This window comes from Vibrio sp. 1727 (assembly GCF_033344415.1).
GTDB classification, from domain to species: domain Bacteria; phylum Pseudomonadota; class Gammaproteobacteria; order Enterobacterales; family Vibrionaceae; genus Vibrio; species Vibrio alginolyticus.
The window spans coordinates 1-17,322 of record NZ_JAWPOT010000011.1; the positions used below are offsets into that span (position 1 = coordinate 1).

16 protein-coding genes, 1 tRNA gene and 1 riboswitch are annotated in these 17,322 nt (G+C 44.1%); of the genes, 3 read left to right on the forward strand and 14 right to left on the reverse strand.

The window, feature by feature from the left end; all coding sequences use genetic code 11:
• The first annotated feature begins 438 nt into the window (after window positions 1-438).
• On the forward strand, window positions 439-861 hold the full coding sequence (locus R8O10_RS11830) for a hypothetical protein (RefSeq protein ID WP_318191432.1): 423 nt from the start codon (window positions 439-441) through the stop codon (window positions 859-861).
• Between the two features lie 114 nt (window positions 862-975).
• Here the strand turns inward: R8O10_RS11830 and R8O10_RS11835 are convergent, their stop codons facing one another.
• From R8O10_RS11835 to moaA, 11 genes are all read right to left on the reverse strand, one after another.
• Window positions 976-1,923 carry a glutathione S-transferase family protein gene (locus tag R8O10_RS11835; RefSeq protein WP_005387267.1) on the reverse strand — a complete coding sequence of 316 codons (948 nt, stop codon included), beginning with the start codon at window positions 1,921-1,923 and terminating at the stop codon, window positions 976-978.
• Between the two features lie 167 nt (window positions 1,924-2,090).
• On the reverse strand, window positions 2,091-3,104 hold the full coding sequence (gene oppF / locus R8O10_RS11840) for a murein tripeptide/oligopeptide ABC transporter ATP binding protein OppF (protein WP_005387265.1): 1,014 nt from the start codon (window positions 3,102-3,104) through the stop codon (window positions 2,091-2,093).
• Window positions 3,083-4,054 (reverse strand): ABC transporter ATP-binding protein, encoded by a 972-nt coding sequence (locus R8O10_RS11845; RefSeq protein WP_005380792.1) that lies wholly within the window; start codon window positions 4,052-4,054, stop codon window positions 3,083-3,085. Before R8O10_RS11845 ends, oppF begins: the two co-directional genes overlap by 22 nt.
• A gap of 27 nt (window positions 4,055-4,081) precedes the next feature.
• Entirely contained in the window at window positions 4,082-4,984 is a 903-nt protein-coding gene (oppC, locus tag R8O10_RS11850; protein ID WP_017633861.1) for an oligopeptide ABC transporter permease OppC, read from the reverse strand.
• 15 nt (window positions 4,985-4,999) lie between these two features.
• Window positions 5,000-5,920, reverse strand: coding sequence for an oligopeptide ABC transporter permease OppB (gene oppB / locus R8O10_RS11855; protein ID WP_005380786.1), 921 nt, complete (start codon window positions 5,918-5,920; stop codon window positions 5,000-5,002).
• A gap of 128 nt (window positions 5,921-6,048) precedes the next feature.
• Window positions 6,049-7,725 (reverse strand): ABC transporter substrate-binding protein, encoded by a 1,677-nt coding sequence (locus tag R8O10_RS11860; RefSeq protein ID WP_017633862.1) that lies wholly within the window; start codon window positions 7,723-7,725, stop codon window positions 6,049-6,051.
• Between the two features lie 531 nt (window positions 7,726-8,256).
• Window positions 8,257-8,712 (reverse strand): molybdopterin synthase catalytic subunit MoaE, encoded by a 456-nt coding sequence (gene moaE, locus R8O10_RS11865; protein ID WP_005380781.1) that lies wholly within the window; start codon window positions 8,710-8,712, stop codon window positions 8,257-8,259.
• Window position 8,713: 1 nt separating this feature from the next.
• Window positions 8,714-8,971, reverse strand: coding sequence for a molybdopterin synthase sulfur carrier subunit (moaD, locus tag R8O10_RS11870; RefSeq protein ID WP_005388938.1), 258 nt, complete (start codon window positions 8,969-8,971; stop codon window positions 8,714-8,716).
• Entirely contained in the window at window positions 8,968-9,447 is a 480-nt protein-coding gene (gene moaC, locus R8O10_RS11875) for a cyclic pyranopterin monophosphate synthase MoaC (protein WP_005380779.1), read from the reverse strand. Before moaC ends, moaD begins: the two co-directional genes overlap by 4 nt.
• 26 nt (window positions 9,448-9,473) lie before the next feature.
• Window positions 9,474-9,986, reverse strand: a complete 513-nt coding sequence (gene moaB, locus R8O10_RS11880) for a molybdenum cofactor biosynthesis protein B (protein WP_042523114.1) — start codon at window positions 9,984-9,986, stop codon at window positions 9,474-9,476.
• 101 nt (window positions 9,987-10,087) lie between these two features.
• Window positions 10,088-11,077 (reverse strand): GTP 3',8-cyclase MoaA, encoded by a 990-nt coding sequence (moaA, locus tag R8O10_RS11885; RefSeq protein ID WP_017636052.1) that lies wholly within the window; start codon window positions 11,075-11,077, stop codon window positions 10,088-10,090.
• Window positions 11,066-11,200: riboswitch (molybdenum cofactor riboswitch) on the reverse strand. Its footprint overlaps the gene before it by 12 nt.
• A gap of 175 nt (window positions 11,201-11,375) precedes the next feature.
• On the opposite strand from moaA, the gene R8O10_RS11890 reads away from it, so the two are divergent.
• Window positions 11,376-12,272 (forward strand): YvcK family protein, encoded by an 897-nt coding sequence (locus R8O10_RS11890; RefSeq protein ID WP_005388931.1) that lies wholly within the window; start codon window positions 11,376-11,378, stop codon window positions 12,270-12,272.
• 137 nt (window positions 12,273-12,409) lie between these two features.
• Here the strand turns inward: R8O10_RS11890 and luxU are convergent, their stop codons facing one another.
• From luxU to uvrB, 3 genes are all read right to left on the reverse strand, one after another.
• Window positions 12,410-12,754, reverse strand: coding sequence for a quorum-sensing phosphorelay protein LuxU (luxU, locus tag R8O10_RS11895; protein ID WP_005380770.1), 345 nt, complete (start codon window positions 12,752-12,754; stop codon window positions 12,410-12,412).
• A complete protein-coding gene (gene luxO / locus R8O10_RS11900) occupies window positions 12,751-14,157 on the reverse strand; it encodes a quorum-sensing sigma-54 dependent transcriptional regulator LuxO (protein ID WP_005380768.1) in 1,407 nt (468 codons plus the stop codon). The genes luxU and luxO overlap by 4 nt, the downstream gene beginning before the upstream one ends.
• 290 nt (window positions 14,158-14,447) lie before the next feature.
• A complete protein-coding gene (uvrB, locus tag R8O10_RS11905; protein ID WP_017636056.1) occupies window positions 14,448-16,478 on the reverse strand; it encodes an excinuclease ABC subunit UvrB in 2,031 nt (676 codons plus the stop codon).
• Window positions 16,479-17,037: 559 nt separating this feature from the next.
• Here uvrB and R8O10_RS11910 point away from each other — a divergent pair.
• A tRNA-Asn gene (locus R8O10_RS11910) sits at window positions 17,038-17,113 on the forward strand.
• Window positions 17,114-17,322: the final 209 nt, after the last annotated feature.

Below are 17,322 nucleotides of genomic sequence, written 5' to 3' on the forward strand. Positions count from 1 at the left end.
CTACAGTGAGTTTAAAAGCGAGGGAGTAATCGCGCTGAGTTCTTTTAGTTGTTGATTTCATAACACTCTCCAATTTTGGGGGTGGAAAGTGTCAACCTTATTTAGGACGGCACAGGATATAGATACAAAGCCCTCGATTCGTCGAGGGCTTTTTCTATTGCTGGCCAGAACACTTATTTGTTTTTTATACCAATCACTGCACAACCTATAATTACTGGTGCACAAAGCTTTTCTCCCTATCGCCCCCCATACCTAATCGACATTGCTCGTGCTTGCTCTTACACCGATTGACCCCACTCCCAAAAATGCATTGGCTCCAAAGCAGCACGGTCCCTATTCAATTTATCGACATTATTTACGTTTTAGCTAAACTTTTTTGCTAGGAAATACGTAAAAGCTACTGCAATGCACAAACTCATTGACTGCTAAGGAATATATATGAAGGATTTCATTAATACATCACTGATAAAGTTTGGTTTAGCTGCGTTTCTGATTAGTTTTTCTTCATTCAGCTTTTCCGCCCCGAGTATTAAAGGCGTCGATCAAGATATGTCCGGAGGAACGGTGACCGCTGAAATGGCTCATGCTGATGACAATGGGTGGATGGTTGTCCACCGAACAGACGAATCAATGAAGCCTGGTCCTGTTATCGGCTACGCTCCGTTAAAAATAGGAAAGAATGAAAACGTAAATGCAATTTTTATGGAACCAGTAGAATCAGGCGATATGCTGATGTTAATGGTCCACGGAGAGAAAGGTGGCATGAAAACTGGTGTGTTTGAGTATACGCTCGGCGCTAAAGAGGACGGTCCTGTAAAAGTGGACGGAAAGCTAGTGATGGACATCGTACGCGCTAAGTAAGGTGACGATGAATGAAAAAGTAAACTTCCTACTCTCGGTATTTAGATGACACAAAAGTACTTAACGGCATTGCTAACCGTTAAGTACTTTTTCATTTGCGATGGAAGCAGCAAACTAGCCAATCCTTTCTCTTCCATGAGGAGTATTTAGGTCTAAATCAGGCCCTTTTGGTACAACTTGCGTCGGATTAATCCCAGTGTGGCTGAAGTAGTAGTGGCGTTTAATGTGATAGAAATCCGTCGTTTCTTCGACGCCTTCGACTTGATATAACTCTTTTAAGTAGCCTTGTATGTTTTCGTAGTCTGCGATGCGCTGCTTGTTACACTTGAAATGCCCCACATACACCGCATCAAAACGAATAAGAGTCGTAAACAAACGCCAATCAGCCTCAGTAATTGTGTTCCCTGCTAAGTAACGATGCGTCGCTAAGTGAGCATCGATTTTATCTAACGCATTAAACAAAGAATCAAACGCTTCTTCATACGCCTCTTGTGTAGTCGCGAAGCCACAACGATACACTCCGTTGTTGACATTCGGATAAACAAAATCGTTCCACTCATCAATAACGTGTTTTAGATGATCTGGATAGTAGTCGTCGTGATTCCCTGTTAACGCATTGAATTCCGAATTGAACATGCGAATGATCTCTGACGACTCGTTTGACACAATAGTATTGGTCTTTTTATCCCAAAGTACAGGCACGGTTACGCGGCCCGTGTAATCGGGTTTGGCCTGCGTGTAAATTTGATACATGCGCGTGTGACCAAACAATGGCTCAGGAAGCCCCATTTGCCAACCTTGGCTGAGCATATCAGGGCAAACGACCGTGACATCAATATGTGGTTCTAAACCTTTCAGCTTGCGGAAAATGAGGGTTCGATGTGCCCACGGACAAGCAAGAGAGACATACAAATGGTATCGACCGGACTCTGGTGTAAACTCCGCATCAGGGTCGTTTTTAACCCAGTTACGGAATCCGGCATCTTCGCGCACAAATTTGCCACCATTTGATTTTGTGTCATACCAGACATCTTGCCAAACACCTTCAACCAACTTACCCATGATTGCTCTCCTCTCGTTCTGTTTGTGTCTATATTAGCGTTTCCTATCAAACAGAGAATCATCGAACTTAGGACATCATGTTCAAGAAATTCGAATGTATAAATCAGACACATAAAAAAAGCGCGACCCGATGAAGGTGTCGCGCTTAAGCCCGTCACAGGCTGAATTTATACACTAACGTGTAAACAAGATACCGCGTGAACGTCATTACCTAAAATGGTTGGCTTCGTCTTCGCACACTCTTCGGTTGCTTGTGGGCAACGAGTGCGGAATACACAACCCGACGGTGGGTTGATAGGTGAAGGAAGATCACCCTCTAGCATTTGGATTTTCTTATTGCGCTCAATATCCGGGTCCGGGATCGGAACCGCAGACATCAGCGCACGCGTATATGGGTGCTTAGGATCAGCAAACAGAGCCTCGGCCTCGCCAAGTTCCACGGCATTACCTAAATACATAACTAAAACGCGATCTGAAATGTGTTTAACGACAGACAAGTCATGCGCAATGAATACCAGAGAAAGCCCTAACTCTTTTTGAATCTCTTTAAGCAGGTTAACAACCTGAGCTTGAATAGATACATCAAGCGCCGATACTGGCTCGTCACAAATGATCATCTTAGGCTTAAGGATAAGCGCACGCGCTATCCCGATACGCTGACACTGACCACCCGAGAATTCGTGTGGGTAACGGTTAATCACATTAGGTAATAGGCCAACTTTCGCCATCATCTCTTTAACGCGATCTTTCACTTCCTGCTTAGACAGTTCTGGATAGAATGTCTCAAGAGGTTCAGCGATGATATCACCAACAGTCATACGCGGATTCAGCGATGCCAATGGGTCTTGGAAAATCATCTGAATTTCTTTACGCGTCTCACGGCGCTGAACGCTTTTCATTTTAGTAAGGTCTTGACCCAACCAAACTACTTGGCCGTCAGTAGCTTCAACCAGACCAATGATGGCACGAGCAAACGTCGATTTACCACAACCTGATTCACCTACTACACCAAGCGTTTCCCCTTCGTATAGTCGAACGTTCACGCCATCTACCGCTTTCAGGCTCGAAGGCTTTGACCACGGCCATGCCGACTTTGAGGCAATGCTGAAGTGAACTTTCAGCTCAGAAATGTCCAGAATTAGTTTTTTGTCTACTGCGTTCATTTGTTCCAAGCCTCCCATTCAGAAAAACATGCACGCTGACGACCATCACCAAATGGTGTCAGAATTGGCGCCTCGCGCTTACAACGATCCATCACACGGTGACAGCGCTCTTGATAAGGGCAGCCCGGCGGTAGACGAAGCAAGTTTGGTGGATTACCAGGAATGGTCGGCAGAATTTCACCCTCAGTATCGAGGCGAGGAATCGCCTTCAGCAGCCCCTCCGCATAAGGATGGCTTGGATTGTAGAAAATTTCGTTTACGTTACCGTACTCCATAGTACGGCCTGCATACATCACCAGCACCTTGTCACACGAACCTGCAACCACACCAAGGTCGTGCGTGATCATGATGATCGCTGTGTTGAACTCAGATTTCAGCTCATTCAACAAGTCCATGATCTGTGCTTGTACCGTCACATCAAGTGCTGTTGTTGGCTCATCGGCAATAAGCAGTTTAGGACGACATAACAACGCCATCGCGATCATTACACGCTGACGCATACCGCCTGAAAACTCATGCGGGTACATCGTGATACGCTTACGCGCTTCAGGGATTTTTACCGCTTCCAGCATGCGTACTGATTCTTCAAATGCTTCCGCTTTGCCCATGCCTTTGTGCAGCATAAGCACTTCCATCAACTGATCACTCACTTTCATGTAAGGGTTCAGTGATGTCATTGGGTCTTGGAAGATCATTGCGATCTGTTCCGCACGCACTTTGTTCAGTTCTTTTTCTGGTAAGTTTAGGATTTCTTTGCCTTCAAACTTTGCGCTACCAGAAATAATACCGTTCTTAGCCAAAAGGCCCATGATTGCGAATACGGTTTGAGATTTACCTGATCCCGACTCTCCAACGATACCTAAGGTTTCGCCTTGGTTGAGAGAGAAGTTCAAATCGTTTACTGCGGTTACGATACCATCTTGCGTGGTGAATTCGACGCGCAGATCTTTGACATCTAATAAGCTCATCATTGCTTCCTTAATCTTATCTTTTAATTATCTGTCTTTTGGATCCAGCGCATCGCGCAGGCCGTCACCAACGTAGTTGAAGCAGAATAGCGTCACAACCATGAACACTGCTGGGAATGCCAGCTGCCAGATTGCTACTTCCATTGTCTGTGCACCTTCTTGTAGAAGAGCGCCCCAACTTGTCATTGGTTCCTGAACACCAAGACCAAGGAATGATAGGAATGATTCCGTTAGAATCATACTTGGGATAAGCAGCGTAGAGTATACCGCTACAATACCCAGTACGTTCGGTACGATATGACGAGTAATGATTTTCCAGTTGCTTACACCACACACATGTGCCGCTTCGATAAACTCCTTGCTACGTAGACTAAGAGTCTGACCACGTACGATACGCGCCATATCTAGCCATGCGATAGCACCAATCGCAACGAAGATCAGCATGATGTTACGACCGAAGAATGTTACCAGTACAATCACCAGGAACATAAACGGTACCGCGTATAAAATTTCTAGAATACGCATCATTACGCGGTCAACTTTACCGCCGATGAAACCAGATGCTGCGCCGTAGAGCGTACCAATCAGTACCGCTACAAATGCACCCATAACACCTACCATCAACGAAATACGACCTCCAATTAGCGTACGCACGTATAAATCACGGCCTAAGCTGTCAGTACCAAACCAATGGTCAGCATTCGGTGCAACGTGCATCGCGTACCAGTCAGTATCATCAAATGTGTACGGTGCGATCATTGGCAGGATAATAACCGCCAACGTCATTAGAACAAGAAGGAATAAGCTCACCATCGCCGCTTTGTTGCGCATGAAACGGATACGAGCATCTTGCCAAAGACTGCGACCTTCAATCTCCAAGTTTTCGGAGAATTTCTCAATCGCTTCTAGGTTTTCTTTTTTCGTTAACATAACCAAACGTCCCTGTTAGTAGCGAATTTTCGGGTCAATCATTGCAAGTAAAATATCTACAATCGCGTTGAATAGAATGAATAGGAAACCAATCAGAATGGTTACCCCCATTACTAGCGAGTAGTCACGGTTAAACGCAGCGTTAACGAATAGTTTACCAATACCAGGCAGACCAAAAATGGTTTCGATAACAACGGAACCGGTGATGATACCTACGAAAGCTGGACCCATGTAAGAAACAACAGGGAGAAGTGCCGGCTTAAGAGCGTGTTTGATAATGATATAACGGTAACTTAGACCTTTAGCACGTGCCGTACGAATAAAGTTACTGTTTAGGGTTTCGATCATCGAACCACGCGTAATACGAGCAAAGGTAGCAACATACAGTAGCGACATACCAATAACAGGAAGCACTAAATACTGCCAGCTACCATCTTGCCAACCGCCCGCAGGGAAGATATTCCAGTGAAGCGAGAATATGTAGATAAGCGCAGGCGCTAATACAAAGGATGGCATTACGACACCAAGCATCGCAGTCGACATAATGGTGTAATCAATCCAAGTATTTTGCTTGAGCGCAGCAATGGTACCGACGGTAACCCCCATTATCAAAGTAAAGATAAAGGCGATGAAGCCCACTTTAGCCGAAACAGGTAAGGCAACCGCGATCAGCTCGTTTACTGAGTAATCAAGGTATTTAAATGACGGTCCGAAATCACCTTGGATAACATTGGTCAAATACGTGGTGTATTGTTCAAATACAGGTTTATCCAAGCCATATTTAGCTTCGATATTTGCCATTACTTCGGGTGGCAATGGACGCTCTGTCGAGAAAGGGTTTCCCGGTGCAAAGCGCATAAGAAAGAAAGATACGGTGATCAAAACCAACATTGTTGGGATCGCCTCAAATATCCTTTTTGCGATGAATTTAAGCATAAACTCACTCTTTCAGTCTGTGACAGTTAAATTAAAGAAGTCGTCCAATTCTTTTGGACTAAAGATAGGCGCTACATGCAATTTCTCACATGTAGGGCCTCATTTTTATAGTTCTATCGAGTTACGAATTACTCTGTGATGTAGAGATCTTTAGAGTAAATCTTGTCTTCCGCGTTATTTACTGGGAAGCCACCAACTTTCGGTGATAGTAGACGTGATTTCACGTACTGGTAGATAGGTGCGATTGGCATATCTTTTGCCATCAACTTCTCTGCTTCTAGGTAAAGCGCTTGACGCTCTTCGTCAGAAGTTGAAGCAAATGCTTTGTTCATGATCGCATCGTACTCTTTGCTGTCGTAGTGAATACCACCAGTAGTGTTATTACTCATCATCAGCGTTAGGAAAGATGAAGCTTCGTTGTAGTCGCCACACCAACCTGCACGAGCAACCTCAAAGTTGCCAGAATCTTTGGTAGATAGGTAAGTTTTCCACTCTTGGTTTTCTAGCGTAACGTCAAGACCAAGTGTCTTCTTCCACATTGAACCCAGTGCAACCGCAAGTTTCTTGTGGTTCTCTGATGTATTGTATAGAAGGTTAAATTCAAGAGGGTTGTCTGCGCCGTAACCCGCTTCTTCCAATAGACGCGCAGCTTCTGCGTTACGCTCTTCTTGCGTCATTTTGCCGTATGCAGGGATTTCTGGGTTGAAACCTGCCGTAATTTCAGGTGTTAGGAAGTAAGCTGGCTTTTGACCTTGACCTAAAATCGCATCAGTCACAATGTTACGGTCAATCGCATAAGAAATCGCTTTACGCACGCGAACATCATCAAACGGCTTTTTCTTCGTATTGAAGATGTAGTAGTAAGTACATAAGTTACCGGTTACAGACACTTCTTGTGGGTGCTCTTTCTTCAGACGCTTGAAGTGCTCTGTAGGCAGCTCGTTTGTGAAGTCGATTTCACCCGCTAGGAAGCGGTTCATTTCCGCTACTTGGTTCTCGATTGGTAGGAAAGTAACTTGGTCAAGCGTCGTGTTTTCGTTGTCCCAGTACTGTTCGTTACGTTTTAGAACCAAACGCTCGTTTACAACCCAGTTGTCAACAACATAAGCACCGTTACCTACAAAGTTCTCTGGCTTCGTCCATTGATCGCCGAACTTTTCAACAGTTGCTTGATGAACAGGTTTCACTGTCGTGTGGCCCATCATCATTACAAAATATGGTACTGCAGTATCTAACTCAACCACTAACGTGTGGTCGTCAACCGCTTTAACACCTAACTCGCTCTTATCTTTTTTACCCGCAACAATGTCTTTTGCGTTCTTCATCTTGGTGTATTCCATGTACCAAGCATATGGAGAGGCGGTTGCTGGATCGACTGCACGTTGGAAGCTGTAAACGAAATCACCTGCAGTGACAGGATCACCGTTTGACCATTTTGCGTCTTCACGTAAGTGGAAGGTGTATGTTTTGTTGTCTTCAGTTTCCCAAGATTCTGCAACACCAGGGATAGTGTTACCGTCCGCATCTTGGTTTACAAGGCCTTCAAGAAGATCGCGAATCACGTGGGATTCTGGAACACCTTGAGATTTATGAGGGTCTATTGTCGCAACTTCTGTACCGTTACCACGCACCAATTCTTGAACAGCAGCAAGTTTTGGCTCTTTAGAATCAGATTTAGCTTCAGGGGCTGGAGCCGGAGCAGGCTCAGCAGCTTGTTTCTCCGCAGGCTTTTCACCACAACCAGCTAGAGCGAGAGAAAGACCAGCACCAATAAATAAAGCGCGCGTGATTTTATTCTTATACATGCGTAAAACTCCAAATTTTTTCGTTAGCATCCATGACTTCTTTGTAAGGGCCTGGAACGGTCAGAGTTTTAGATTTTTTTAGTGCACTTTCTGAGCACAAAAGTCTAAAACCTTACAAAGACTGCGGCACACATTAGCAATCATTGAAGTAATTTGCCATAAAAATGTAGCAAAAAAACCAATAATGCTGACTAAACCACACATATCTAGCAGTAAACTCTAACCCCAAAGCATTCACCAGCCAAATAAAGACCAGAAGCGACATTTAACAGGCGAAACTTTCGATTAATCTGAGTTTAAACCATTTACTAGCATCTTATGCTAGATATTTACACATCATTTAACATTTATGACAAATCAAGTCTAACAAATAATTGTTTATATATTGGGCAAAAAACTTTTATTGTGAAGAATATCACCAGACAAAAGATAGGAAATATTGAAACAAAGTGAGCAATACAATGAAGATAAATACAAAAAAAGCTAAGTGCCATTAGCACTTAGCTTTTTTCACTAGAATGCGGGTTAGTTCTATTTTTCCCAACGCTGTGCAGCTTGATGATCGGTGTCGCGCGACTCAATCCAACGATCTTCATTCGTCGTACGCTCTTTTTTCCAAAATGGTGCTTGGGTTTTCAGATAATCCATGATGAACTCGCACGCATCAAATGCCGCGCCGCGGTGCGCACTGGAAACGCCCACAAATACAATTTGATCACCGCTATCCATGTCTCCGACACGATGAATCACGCGTACACCTAATAGTGGCCAGCGAGACTCAGCTTGATCGCAAATGTCGCTCAAGCTCTTCTCTGTCATCCCCGGATAGTGCTCTAGATGTAAACCAATGACATTATCCCCAAGGTTCATATCTCGAACTTTACCAACGAATGTAACGACAGCGCCGGCAGCCGTCCCTTCAGATAGACGTTGATATTCTTGCTCAACCGAAAAGTCTTCAATTTGTACAGAAACACGAGAATCCATCTTAACCCCCAGTTACCGGCGGGAAAAACGCAACTTCGTCACCTGCTTTTACTTGTGTATCCAGAGGGACGATGGATTGGTTCACTGCAGCAAGTAGCTTTCCTGGCTCGAGCGCTAAATCCCACTTACCATCTTTCTTAGTGCCTTCTTCCACTAGATGTGCACGAATGGATTCCACCGTTTCAAACGGCCCGTCTAACTCGACACTGTCGATGCCAATCAGCTCGCGAGTTTGAGCAAAGAAAAGTACTTTAATCATGATTCCACCTTAAAGTGACCAGATTTACCACCCGTTTTCTCTAGTAGACGAACTTGACCAATGACCATGTCTTTTTGTACTGCTTTACACATATCGTAAATCGTTAGAGCAGCAACGGAAGCTGCCGTGAGCGCTTCCATTTCCACACCAGTTTTACCCGCAAGTTTACATACTGATTCGATGCGAACTTTGTTTTCTGCTTCGATAGCTTCCAGTTGAACTTCAACTTTAGAGAGTAGTAGCGGATGACAAAGTGGAATCAAATCCCAGGTTTTCTTCGCAGCTTGAATACCAGCAATACGAGCCGTCGCAAATACATCACCTTTGTGGTGCTGGCCAGAGACAATCAGTTGAAGTGTTTCTGGGGCCATGTGAACAAATGCTTCAGCACGAGCTTCACGAACCGTCTCCGTTTTTGCTGACACGTCAACCATGTTTGCTTCGCCAGAAGCATTGATATGTGTAAATTGGGTCATTATTTTTCCTTCGCTTTTAGGAAAGGTTATACAGATAGGTGTGGCATGAAGTTACAAGGGCGATGACTTGCATCCAACTGCTGTTTAATAATTTTTGTCCAGCCTGTGCGACACGCACCAGTTGAACCAGGCATTGCGAAGATCACGGTGTGGTTAGCAAAACCAGCAATCGCACGAGACTGAATCGTAGACGTACCGATCTCTTCGTACGACACCATACGGAACAACTCACCAAAACCTTCAACTTCTTTATCAAATAGAGGCTTAAGTGCTTCTGGCGTGCTATCACGTGAGGTGAAACCTGTACCGCCAGTAATCATGATCGCTTGTACGCTTTCATCAGCAATCCATTGAGAAACAATCGCGCGGATCTTGTACATGTCATCAATAACAATTTGCTTGTCTACTACGTTGTGACCCGCTTCTTGAGCATGCTCAGCTAGGTAACGACCAGAGGTATCGTTTTCTTCAGAACGAGTGTCAGATACCGTTAGAACGGCAATATTTGCAGGTTGGAATTTGCTTTCAGCGTGACCCATTTGTTCACCTATTCTCTTAATTAGCTTTGATACGCTTGGTATCGATTCGGAAAAAGTTAGAGCCAGCTTATCAGTGAACTCGCTCTAAAAATTGAATGAAGTTAGCCGCCGATAGACGCGAGGTGTGGCGTCATACCAGTATTGCCATCATGCAAGAAATGGCTTACCGACTTGGTTTGTAACTGCGCCTGGATACGTTCAATAAGCTCACTCTCTTGCTCATCACGTTCCAAAAGATCACGCAATTCTACACCGTGGTCTCCAAACAGACATAGGTGCAGCTTACCCATCGCAGAAACGCGCAGTCGGTTGCAGCTTTCACAAAAGTCTTTTTCATAAGGCATGATAAGACCTATTTCACCCTTGTAATCAGGATGAACAAATACTTGCGCAGGACCATCATTATGCGAGCGCACTTTCAGCAACCAACCATTTGCAATTAGCTGGTTACGAATTGCCACTCCGGATACATGGTGCTTATTAAATAGCTCATCCATCTCACCCGTTTGCATCAACTCAATGAAACGCAGTTGGATTGGACGATCTTTTATCCAGTTAAGAAACGCTGGCAGCTCGTGATGGTTCAGATCTTTCATCAACACCACATTAACTTTTACTTGCTCATAACCGACCTCGAACGCACGTTCGATACCATTCATGACTTCAGTAAACTTATTTTCACCTGTGATTTGATGAAACATACGCGGGTCAAGGCTATCCACACTGACATTAATGTGGGTTAAACCCGCTTCACGCCAATCTGCGACTTGTTTTGCCATGCGATAGCCGTTGGTTGTCGTTGCAACTTTTTGAATGCCAGGCGTCGCCGCTACTGAATGGATAATGTCGGTAAAATCTTTGCGTAAGCTAGGCTCACCACCAGTGATGCGCACTTTTGACGTGCCACAATCAGCGAATGCTTTTACGACCCGTTTGATTTCAGGGAGAGATAAAAAAGACGAGTTTTTATTGCCCGAAGGCTTATAGCCATCAGGAAGGCAATAGGTACATTTGAAATTACATACGTCGGTCACAGACAGACGCAAGTAATAAAACTTACGATGAAATTTGTCTTCGAATTGTTGCGCCACGGAACACCTTTCCAAACACGGGAGGCATGGCCATTTCCAATCATGCCCTTGTGACAGTATGCCACTGGCTCAAAACGCTTATCCAAGGACTTAGCAATAGTGAGCTCGGAGTTATGGCAACCAGAGATATGAAATCTCTGATAGCTTTGCGGTGTAAAATACTTAATATTTGTAATGGAATCCAGACTTGAGTGATAAAAAACTCTCTAGAGACACAATTTACCGCTAAGTGAGTACCTTTAAGACACTCCTTAAGATAAATTGTAGCCGTTTTTTATTAGATTATTAGAAGAACATAATGAATATCTACACAGATAAAAAAGTGGTCGCTGTTGGCGGTGGTCATGGCTTAGGTCGAATGCTGGCCGCATTACGAGATTTTGGCAGCAATGCAACTGGGATTGTTGCCACGACTGACAATGGTGGTTCAACAGGAAGAATTCGTCACTGCCAAGGAGGAATCGCTTGGGGAGACACACGTAACTGTATTAATCAGCTCATTACAGAGCCTTCGATCAGTTCTATGATGTTTGAATATCGCTTCAAAGGAACTGGCGAACTTGATGGTCATAATCTTGGTAATTTGATGCTTACTGCACTCGATAACTTATCGGTCAGACCTTTAGATGCCATTAATCTGATTCGCAATATGTTAAAAGTCGACGTTAACATCCTTCCTATGTCCGAACACCCTTCGGATCTTTCCGCGTTATCCGTAGATGGGAAGTGGGTTACGGGAGAAACAAATGTCGACGAAATGAAAGCAGACTTGCGACGTTTGGATCTTTCACCAGAAGTGCCTGCTACCAAAGAAGCCATCACAGCTTTGGCGGAAGCGGACGCGATTATTCTTGGCCCTGGCAGTTTTTTAACTAGTATCATGCCTCCTTTATTGCTGCCTGAACTCGGCAAAGCGATTGCAGCAAACACAAAAGCAAAAGTCATTTTTGTTGCTAACCTGAGTCCAGAATACGGCCCAGCGGGACGAATGACGATGGCTCAAAAATTAGAATGGTGTGAACGTGCCTGTCAAGGAAGAAAAATAGACGTGGTTCTAGCAGAGAAAACCGAGCAAGACGTCTTAAGTCAATGGAATGTAGTGACGGAGTCACTCGCCTCCTCTAACCGAGACTGGCGTCACGATAGAAACAAGCTCAAACTAGCGATTGAAAATCAGCTACAACTTTCTATCTAGGAGCACGTTACCTGACTAGCGCCCTCTTTTAAGTTGTTTATTGATAATGAAAACCCTTCTGTCATCGAAGGGTTTTAGTTCAGGCATCCAGTAAGAACAGATGTTTACTAAGAAAAATGGTTAATAGGAATAAATAGCTACTGTCGCCAAGAGCGATAAGCATCTCGAGTTTCGTGCAAAAGATCGAACATAACCTCTAACACCTCAGACTCAGCAGTTAACTCACCGGCTTTCGCTTTTTTGTCTATGGACATCGCCAGTTCACAAAGGCGATCTGCCCCAAAGCTCGCAGCACTACTTTTCAACGCGTGGCTGATTTCTTTTGAGTAAGCTAATCGCTCTGCCCCCTGTAGTTGGGATAAGTTCTCGATATAGGTATCCATTTCTCCTAGGAAGATATCGAACAGTACAGGTACGTTGTCACTGCCAATTTCCATCGACAGTTCATCTATTTTTTGCTGATTTAATACATTTACACTCATACTTTTTGCCGCTCTTCCTTGCCGTTCCATGCCTGTAACTTGCGGTAAATCGTCGACGGACTGACATCAAGGTATCCCGCCGCTCGAGGAATATTGCCATCACATGCTTCAATCGCTTGCTCGATTGCCATTTTTTCCGTCATCCATAATGGCATAATCTCAGATGCGGTCATCGCTTTCGGCTCAATTAATTTAGCCACAGACGACGGACGGTCAAGCGGTTGATTCAACGGTGGCGGTAACATGTCCAACGTAATCTCTTTACCGTTGTTTAGAACAACGATATTGCGTAGCACGTTTTGTAACTGACGAACGTTACCCGGCCACTCATAGCTGTTGAATCGCTCGATGACATCAGGCGCAAAACGTATGAAGCTTTTTCCTTCTTCGTGTGACATGTAACCTAACAGTGAGTATGCAATTTCAATAACATCTTCGCCTCGTTCGCGTAAAGGCGGTAAATGCAAAGGAATGACATACAAACGATAGTACAAATCTTCACGGAATCGACCTTCTTGTACCTCTTTCCAAGGATCACGGTTAGTGGCACAAACAAAGCGCACATCCACGCTCTTCATTTTTGAGGAACCCACTTTTTGGAATGTGCCCGTTTGAATAAATCGTAGCAACTTGGTTTGTAAATCCAAGTCCATCTCACAAAGCTCATCTAGAAAAAGTGTGCCGCCATCCGCTAACTCAGCTGCCCCTTGACGATCATTCGCAGCGCCAGTAAAGGCCCCTTTTACGTGACCAAACAGTTCACTCTCAATCAAATCTTTTGGAATTGCAGCACAGTTAATTGCAATAAAAGGTTTGTCACCACGTTTACTTGCTGCGTGGATTGCCTCGGCACATACCTCTTTACCAGTACCACTTTCACCAGTGATAAAAATACTCGCTTTACTGCTCGCCGCGGAATCTATCGTACGGTAAACCTGCTGCATGGTTTGGCTACTGCCGATAAACCCCTGATAGCTCTGATTGCCTGGATTATCGGCTTCATTTTTTAGCTTGGTCGCTTTACGAATTGCATTGTTAACCGTGACACGTAAACGGTCTGCTTCACACGGTTTAATTAAAAAGTCTTGTGAGCCATGACGCATGGCCTCGACAGCGGTATCGATAGAACCGTGAGCGGTCATAAAGATTATAGGTACGTCGGGATGACTCTTTTTAACGGCATGTAAAACGTCCATCCCCGTCATATCTGGCAGACGGAGATCGAGTAAAATAAGATCTGGAATTCGATGATTTAGGCTCTCAATGGCATCCCTACCTGTGCCGACAATATTGATATCTATGCCAAGCGGTGTCAGGTATGAGCGGTACAGAGCCGCAACAGATGCGGTGTCCTCGACCATTAAAAGGTAACGAGACTTTGGGCCTTCGGGTTTTTGTTGCATAACCTAGCTATTATTTTGTTGTGTTTTAAACAATAATCGCATTACGCTTTGCATTTTGCAAATAACATTAGCTAAATTATGGGCAAAGGAAAAAATTCAAAAATAATATCAATTATTTAAAAAGTGGCACAAACCATGCTGTAACGATAGTGACCCCTCGGGTCACCTAGCCAACTGACGTTGTTAGTGAACGATATGTTCACAAAACAAGCCAATAGACCCGACTGCCTATTGGCTTCTTTTTTTACAAGCGACCTAAAATGCTTGGATAGTTAAATCGGTAAGTTTGTTCAACTATTTGCGATGAACTGCGCTCGTAGTTTTTCAATCTCGTCACGCTTTTGTGCCGCTAACTCAAATTCTAAATCTTGCGCATGCTGATACATCGCTGCCTCCAGTCGACTGATTTCTTTTTCTAGCTGCTGAGGGGACAGTGCCTCGTAAGTTTGCGAAGGCTCCGCCACTTTCGATAATGGTACCTGTTTAGTGTTACGCTGGCGTTTAGACTTAGTGATATCGCCAAGTTCCATGATGTCTTTGATATTTCGTTTGAGCGCTTGTGGCGAAATACCCATTTCTTCGTTGTACGCTTCCTGCTTCTCGCGACGACGGTTAGTTTCATCCATCGCCTTTTTCATTGAGTTGGTGATTCGGTCAGCGTATAAAATCGCCTTACCTTCGATGTTTCGTGCAGCACGACCAATGGTCTGAATGAGTGAGCGTTCAGACCGCAAGAAGCCCTCTTTATCCGCATCCAAAATTGCAACTAACGAGACCTCTGGCATATCCAGGCCCTCTCTCAATAAGTTTATTCCCACCAGCACGTCAAATTCCCCAAGACGAAGGTCACGGATAATTTCCACACGCTCAACAGTATCAATGTCTGAGTGTAAATAACGTACCTTAACATCATGTTCGTGAAGGTATTCGGTGAGATCTTCAGCCATTCGTTTGGTCAGTGTTGTAACCAGAACTCGTTCATCTTTAGCAGCGCGAATACGGATCTCAGACAATAGGTCGTCGACTTGGGTCGCTACTGGGCGAACTTCCAACTCAGGGTCAAGCAAGCCTGTAGGACGAACGACTTGATCCGCTACATCACCCGCCGATTTTTCTAGTTCGTAATTTCCAGGCGTAGCAGAGACGAAAATCGTTTGTGGCGCTAGTGCTTCAAACTCCTCAAACTTCAGTGGACGATTATCCAAAGCTGAAGGTAACCGGAAACCAAACTCCACCAGCGTTTCTTTACGCGAACGGTCGCCTTTATACATGGCACCTATCTGCGGTACTGTCACGTGAGATTCATCGATGATCAACAAGCCATCATGAGGTAAGTAGTCAAACAGGGTTGGTGGCGGCTCACCTTCCGAGCGTCCACTGAGATATCGAGAATAGTTTTCGATACCGGAGCAAAAGCCCAACTCATTCATCATTTCGATATCGAATTGAGTGCGCTGGCTAATTCGCTGCTCTTCCAGTAGCTTGTTGTTATCTAGAAGCTGCTTTTTGCGCACTTCTAGTTCGACTTTAATATTTTCAATCGCTTCAAGAATGCGATCTCTTGGCGTGACATAGTGCGTCTTGGGATAGATGGTATAGCGCGGCAAGTCTCGTTGTTTCACCACTCCTGTCAATGGATCGAACACACTGATGCAATCCACCTCATCGTCAAACATCTCAACGCGCACAGCGTCTTGGTCTGATTCAGCAGGGAATATATCAATCACCTCGCCACGGACACGGAACTGCCCTCGCTCAAAAGCAACATCATTGCGCGAGTATTGGAGCTCCGCTAGGCGACGAAGCATATCACGCTGATCAATCACATCTCCACGTCGCAAATGAAGCATCATTTGTAAGTAGGATTCCGGATCACCCAAACCATAGATAGCTGAAACCGAAGCAACTATAATAGCGTCTTTCCGTTCCAATAAAGCTTTAGTGGCAGACAGTCGCATTTGCTCAATGTGGGCGTTAACCGAAGCGTCCTTTTCAATGAAAGTATCTGTTGTGGGAACGTATGCTTCAGGTTGGTAGTAATCGTAGTAAGAAACAAAATACTCAACCGCATTATTAGGAAAGAATGACTTCATCTCACCATATAACTGAGCAGCAAGCGTTTTGTTTGGCGCAAGTAATATTGCAGGTCGTTGGGCTTGAGCAATCACATTCGCTAGTGTGAAGGTTTTACCTGAGCCTGTGACCCCCAACAAGGTTTGATGTGCTAGCCCAGCATCGAGCCCCTCAAGCAACTGATTGATCGCTCCTGGTTGATCGCCCGACGGCTGATAATCGGAGACCAATTCATAGACTTTACTCATACCCTTCCTCAATTTTACTGCGCTTTGGCTGTATATATATACACCTTAGCTAATGAAATCTACGTCTATCGAGAATTTAACCATCATTGTTAATAAATTTTCTTGTTTGTCTAGAATGCTATAGCCATACAAAAGTGACTCTGATATAGTACTTCGCCCTAGTTGAAGAGCTACACACATTCTTCACATTATAGTTTCCACAACTTTTCCCCAAAAATTAGCTTAAAACTTTCTTATCCCCAAAGGATTGATTTTTATCCACTTTGAATACCTTTTGATTAACATCGATAAATCTCTGTTTTATTTGCTTATTTTACGCATAACTCTGACTAAAGATTCATTAAATAAAAACTTAGTTGCATATCAATTTTCTTTACCCAGATCTCATCAACATACTTATCCACAAATTTAGTGGATAACTAACCTCGAGCCTTTACTGGCAAGCCATACAGAAAAGTAAAGCCCTTAACTCAATATTTTTTTCTAAAAATGTATTTTTTTACTGTTGACAGTAGTTTGAGTGCTCGGTAAGATTCGTCCCGCTTTCAAGCAAAGCAATTCCTCCTTAGCTCAGTTGGTAGAGCGACGGACTGTTAATCCGCAGGTCGCTGGTTCGAGCCCAGCAGGAGGAGCCAGATTATAGAAAAGCCGTGTCGCAAGACACGGCTTTTTTTGTATCTTAATCGCCATGAAATCTAAGCCAATCTAGGCGTCATAAAATCACACCGAAATAAGTTCAAATTACAGAACTCATAACATTGTCATAGATAGTGTTCTCACAGTACCACACATTTAATTCTGTCTCTTTTCTAGCAAAAAACAATCATAACCAATTGAATCTATT

Bases quoted from the DNA above. Each gene is read 5' to 3' on its own strand.
- luxU (WP_005380770.1), bottom strand. From the start codon at position 12,754: ATGAGTGTAAATGTATTAAATCAGCAAAAAATAGATGAACTGTCGATG.
- moaC (WP_005380779.1), bottom strand. From the start codon at position 9,447: ATGACCCAATTTACACATATCAATGCTTCTGGCGAAGCAAACATGGTT.
- R8O10_RS11835 (WP_005387267.1), bottom strand. From the start codon at position 1,923: ATGGGTAAGTTGGTTGAAGGTGTTTGGCAAGATGTCTGGTATGACACA.
- R8O10_RS11830 (WP_318191432.1), top strand. From the start codon at position 439: ATGAAGGATTTCATTAATACATCACTGATAAAGTTTGGTTTAGCTGCG.
- R8O10_RS11845 (WP_005380792.1), bottom strand. From the start codon at position 4,054: ATGAGCTTATTAGATGTCAAAGATCTGCGCGTCGAATTCACCACGCAA.
- oppC (WP_017633861.1), bottom strand. From the start codon at position 4,984: ATGTTAACGAAAAAAGAAAACCTAGAAGCGATTGAGAAATTCTCCGAA.
- oppB (WP_005380786.1), bottom strand. From the start codon at position 5,920: ATGCTTAAATTCATCGCAAAAAGGATATTTGAGGCGATCCCAACAATG.
- uvrB (WP_017636056.1), bottom strand. From the start codon at position 16,478: ATGAGTAAAGTCTATGAATTGGTCTCCGATTATCAGCCGTCGGGCGAT.
- moaB (WP_042523114.1), bottom strand. From the start codon at position 9,986: ATGGGTCACGCTGAAAGCAAATTCCAACCTGCAAATATTGCCGTTCTA.
- luxO (WP_005380768.1), bottom strand. From the start codon at position 14,157: ATGCAACAAAAACCCGAAGGCCCAAAGTCTCGTTACCTTTTAATGGTC.
- moaD (WP_005388938.1), bottom strand. From the start codon at position 8,971: ATGATTAAAGTACTTTTCTTTGCTCAAACTCGCGAGCTGATTGGCATC.
- R8O10_RS11860 (WP_017633862.1), bottom strand. From the start codon at position 7,725: ATGTATAAGAATAAAATCACGCGCGCTTTATTTATTGGTGCTGGTCTT.
- R8O10_RS11890 (WP_005388931.1), top strand. From the start codon at position 11,376: ATGAATATCTACACAGATAAAAAAGTGGTCGCTGTTGGCGGTGGTCAT.
- moaE (WP_005380781.1), bottom strand. From the start codon at position 8,712: ATGGATTCTCGTGTTTCTGTACAAATTGAAGACTTTTCGGTTGAGCAA.
- oppF (WP_005387265.1), bottom strand. From the start codon at position 3,104: ATGGGAGGCTTGGAACAAATGAACGCAGTAGACAAAAAACTAATTCTG.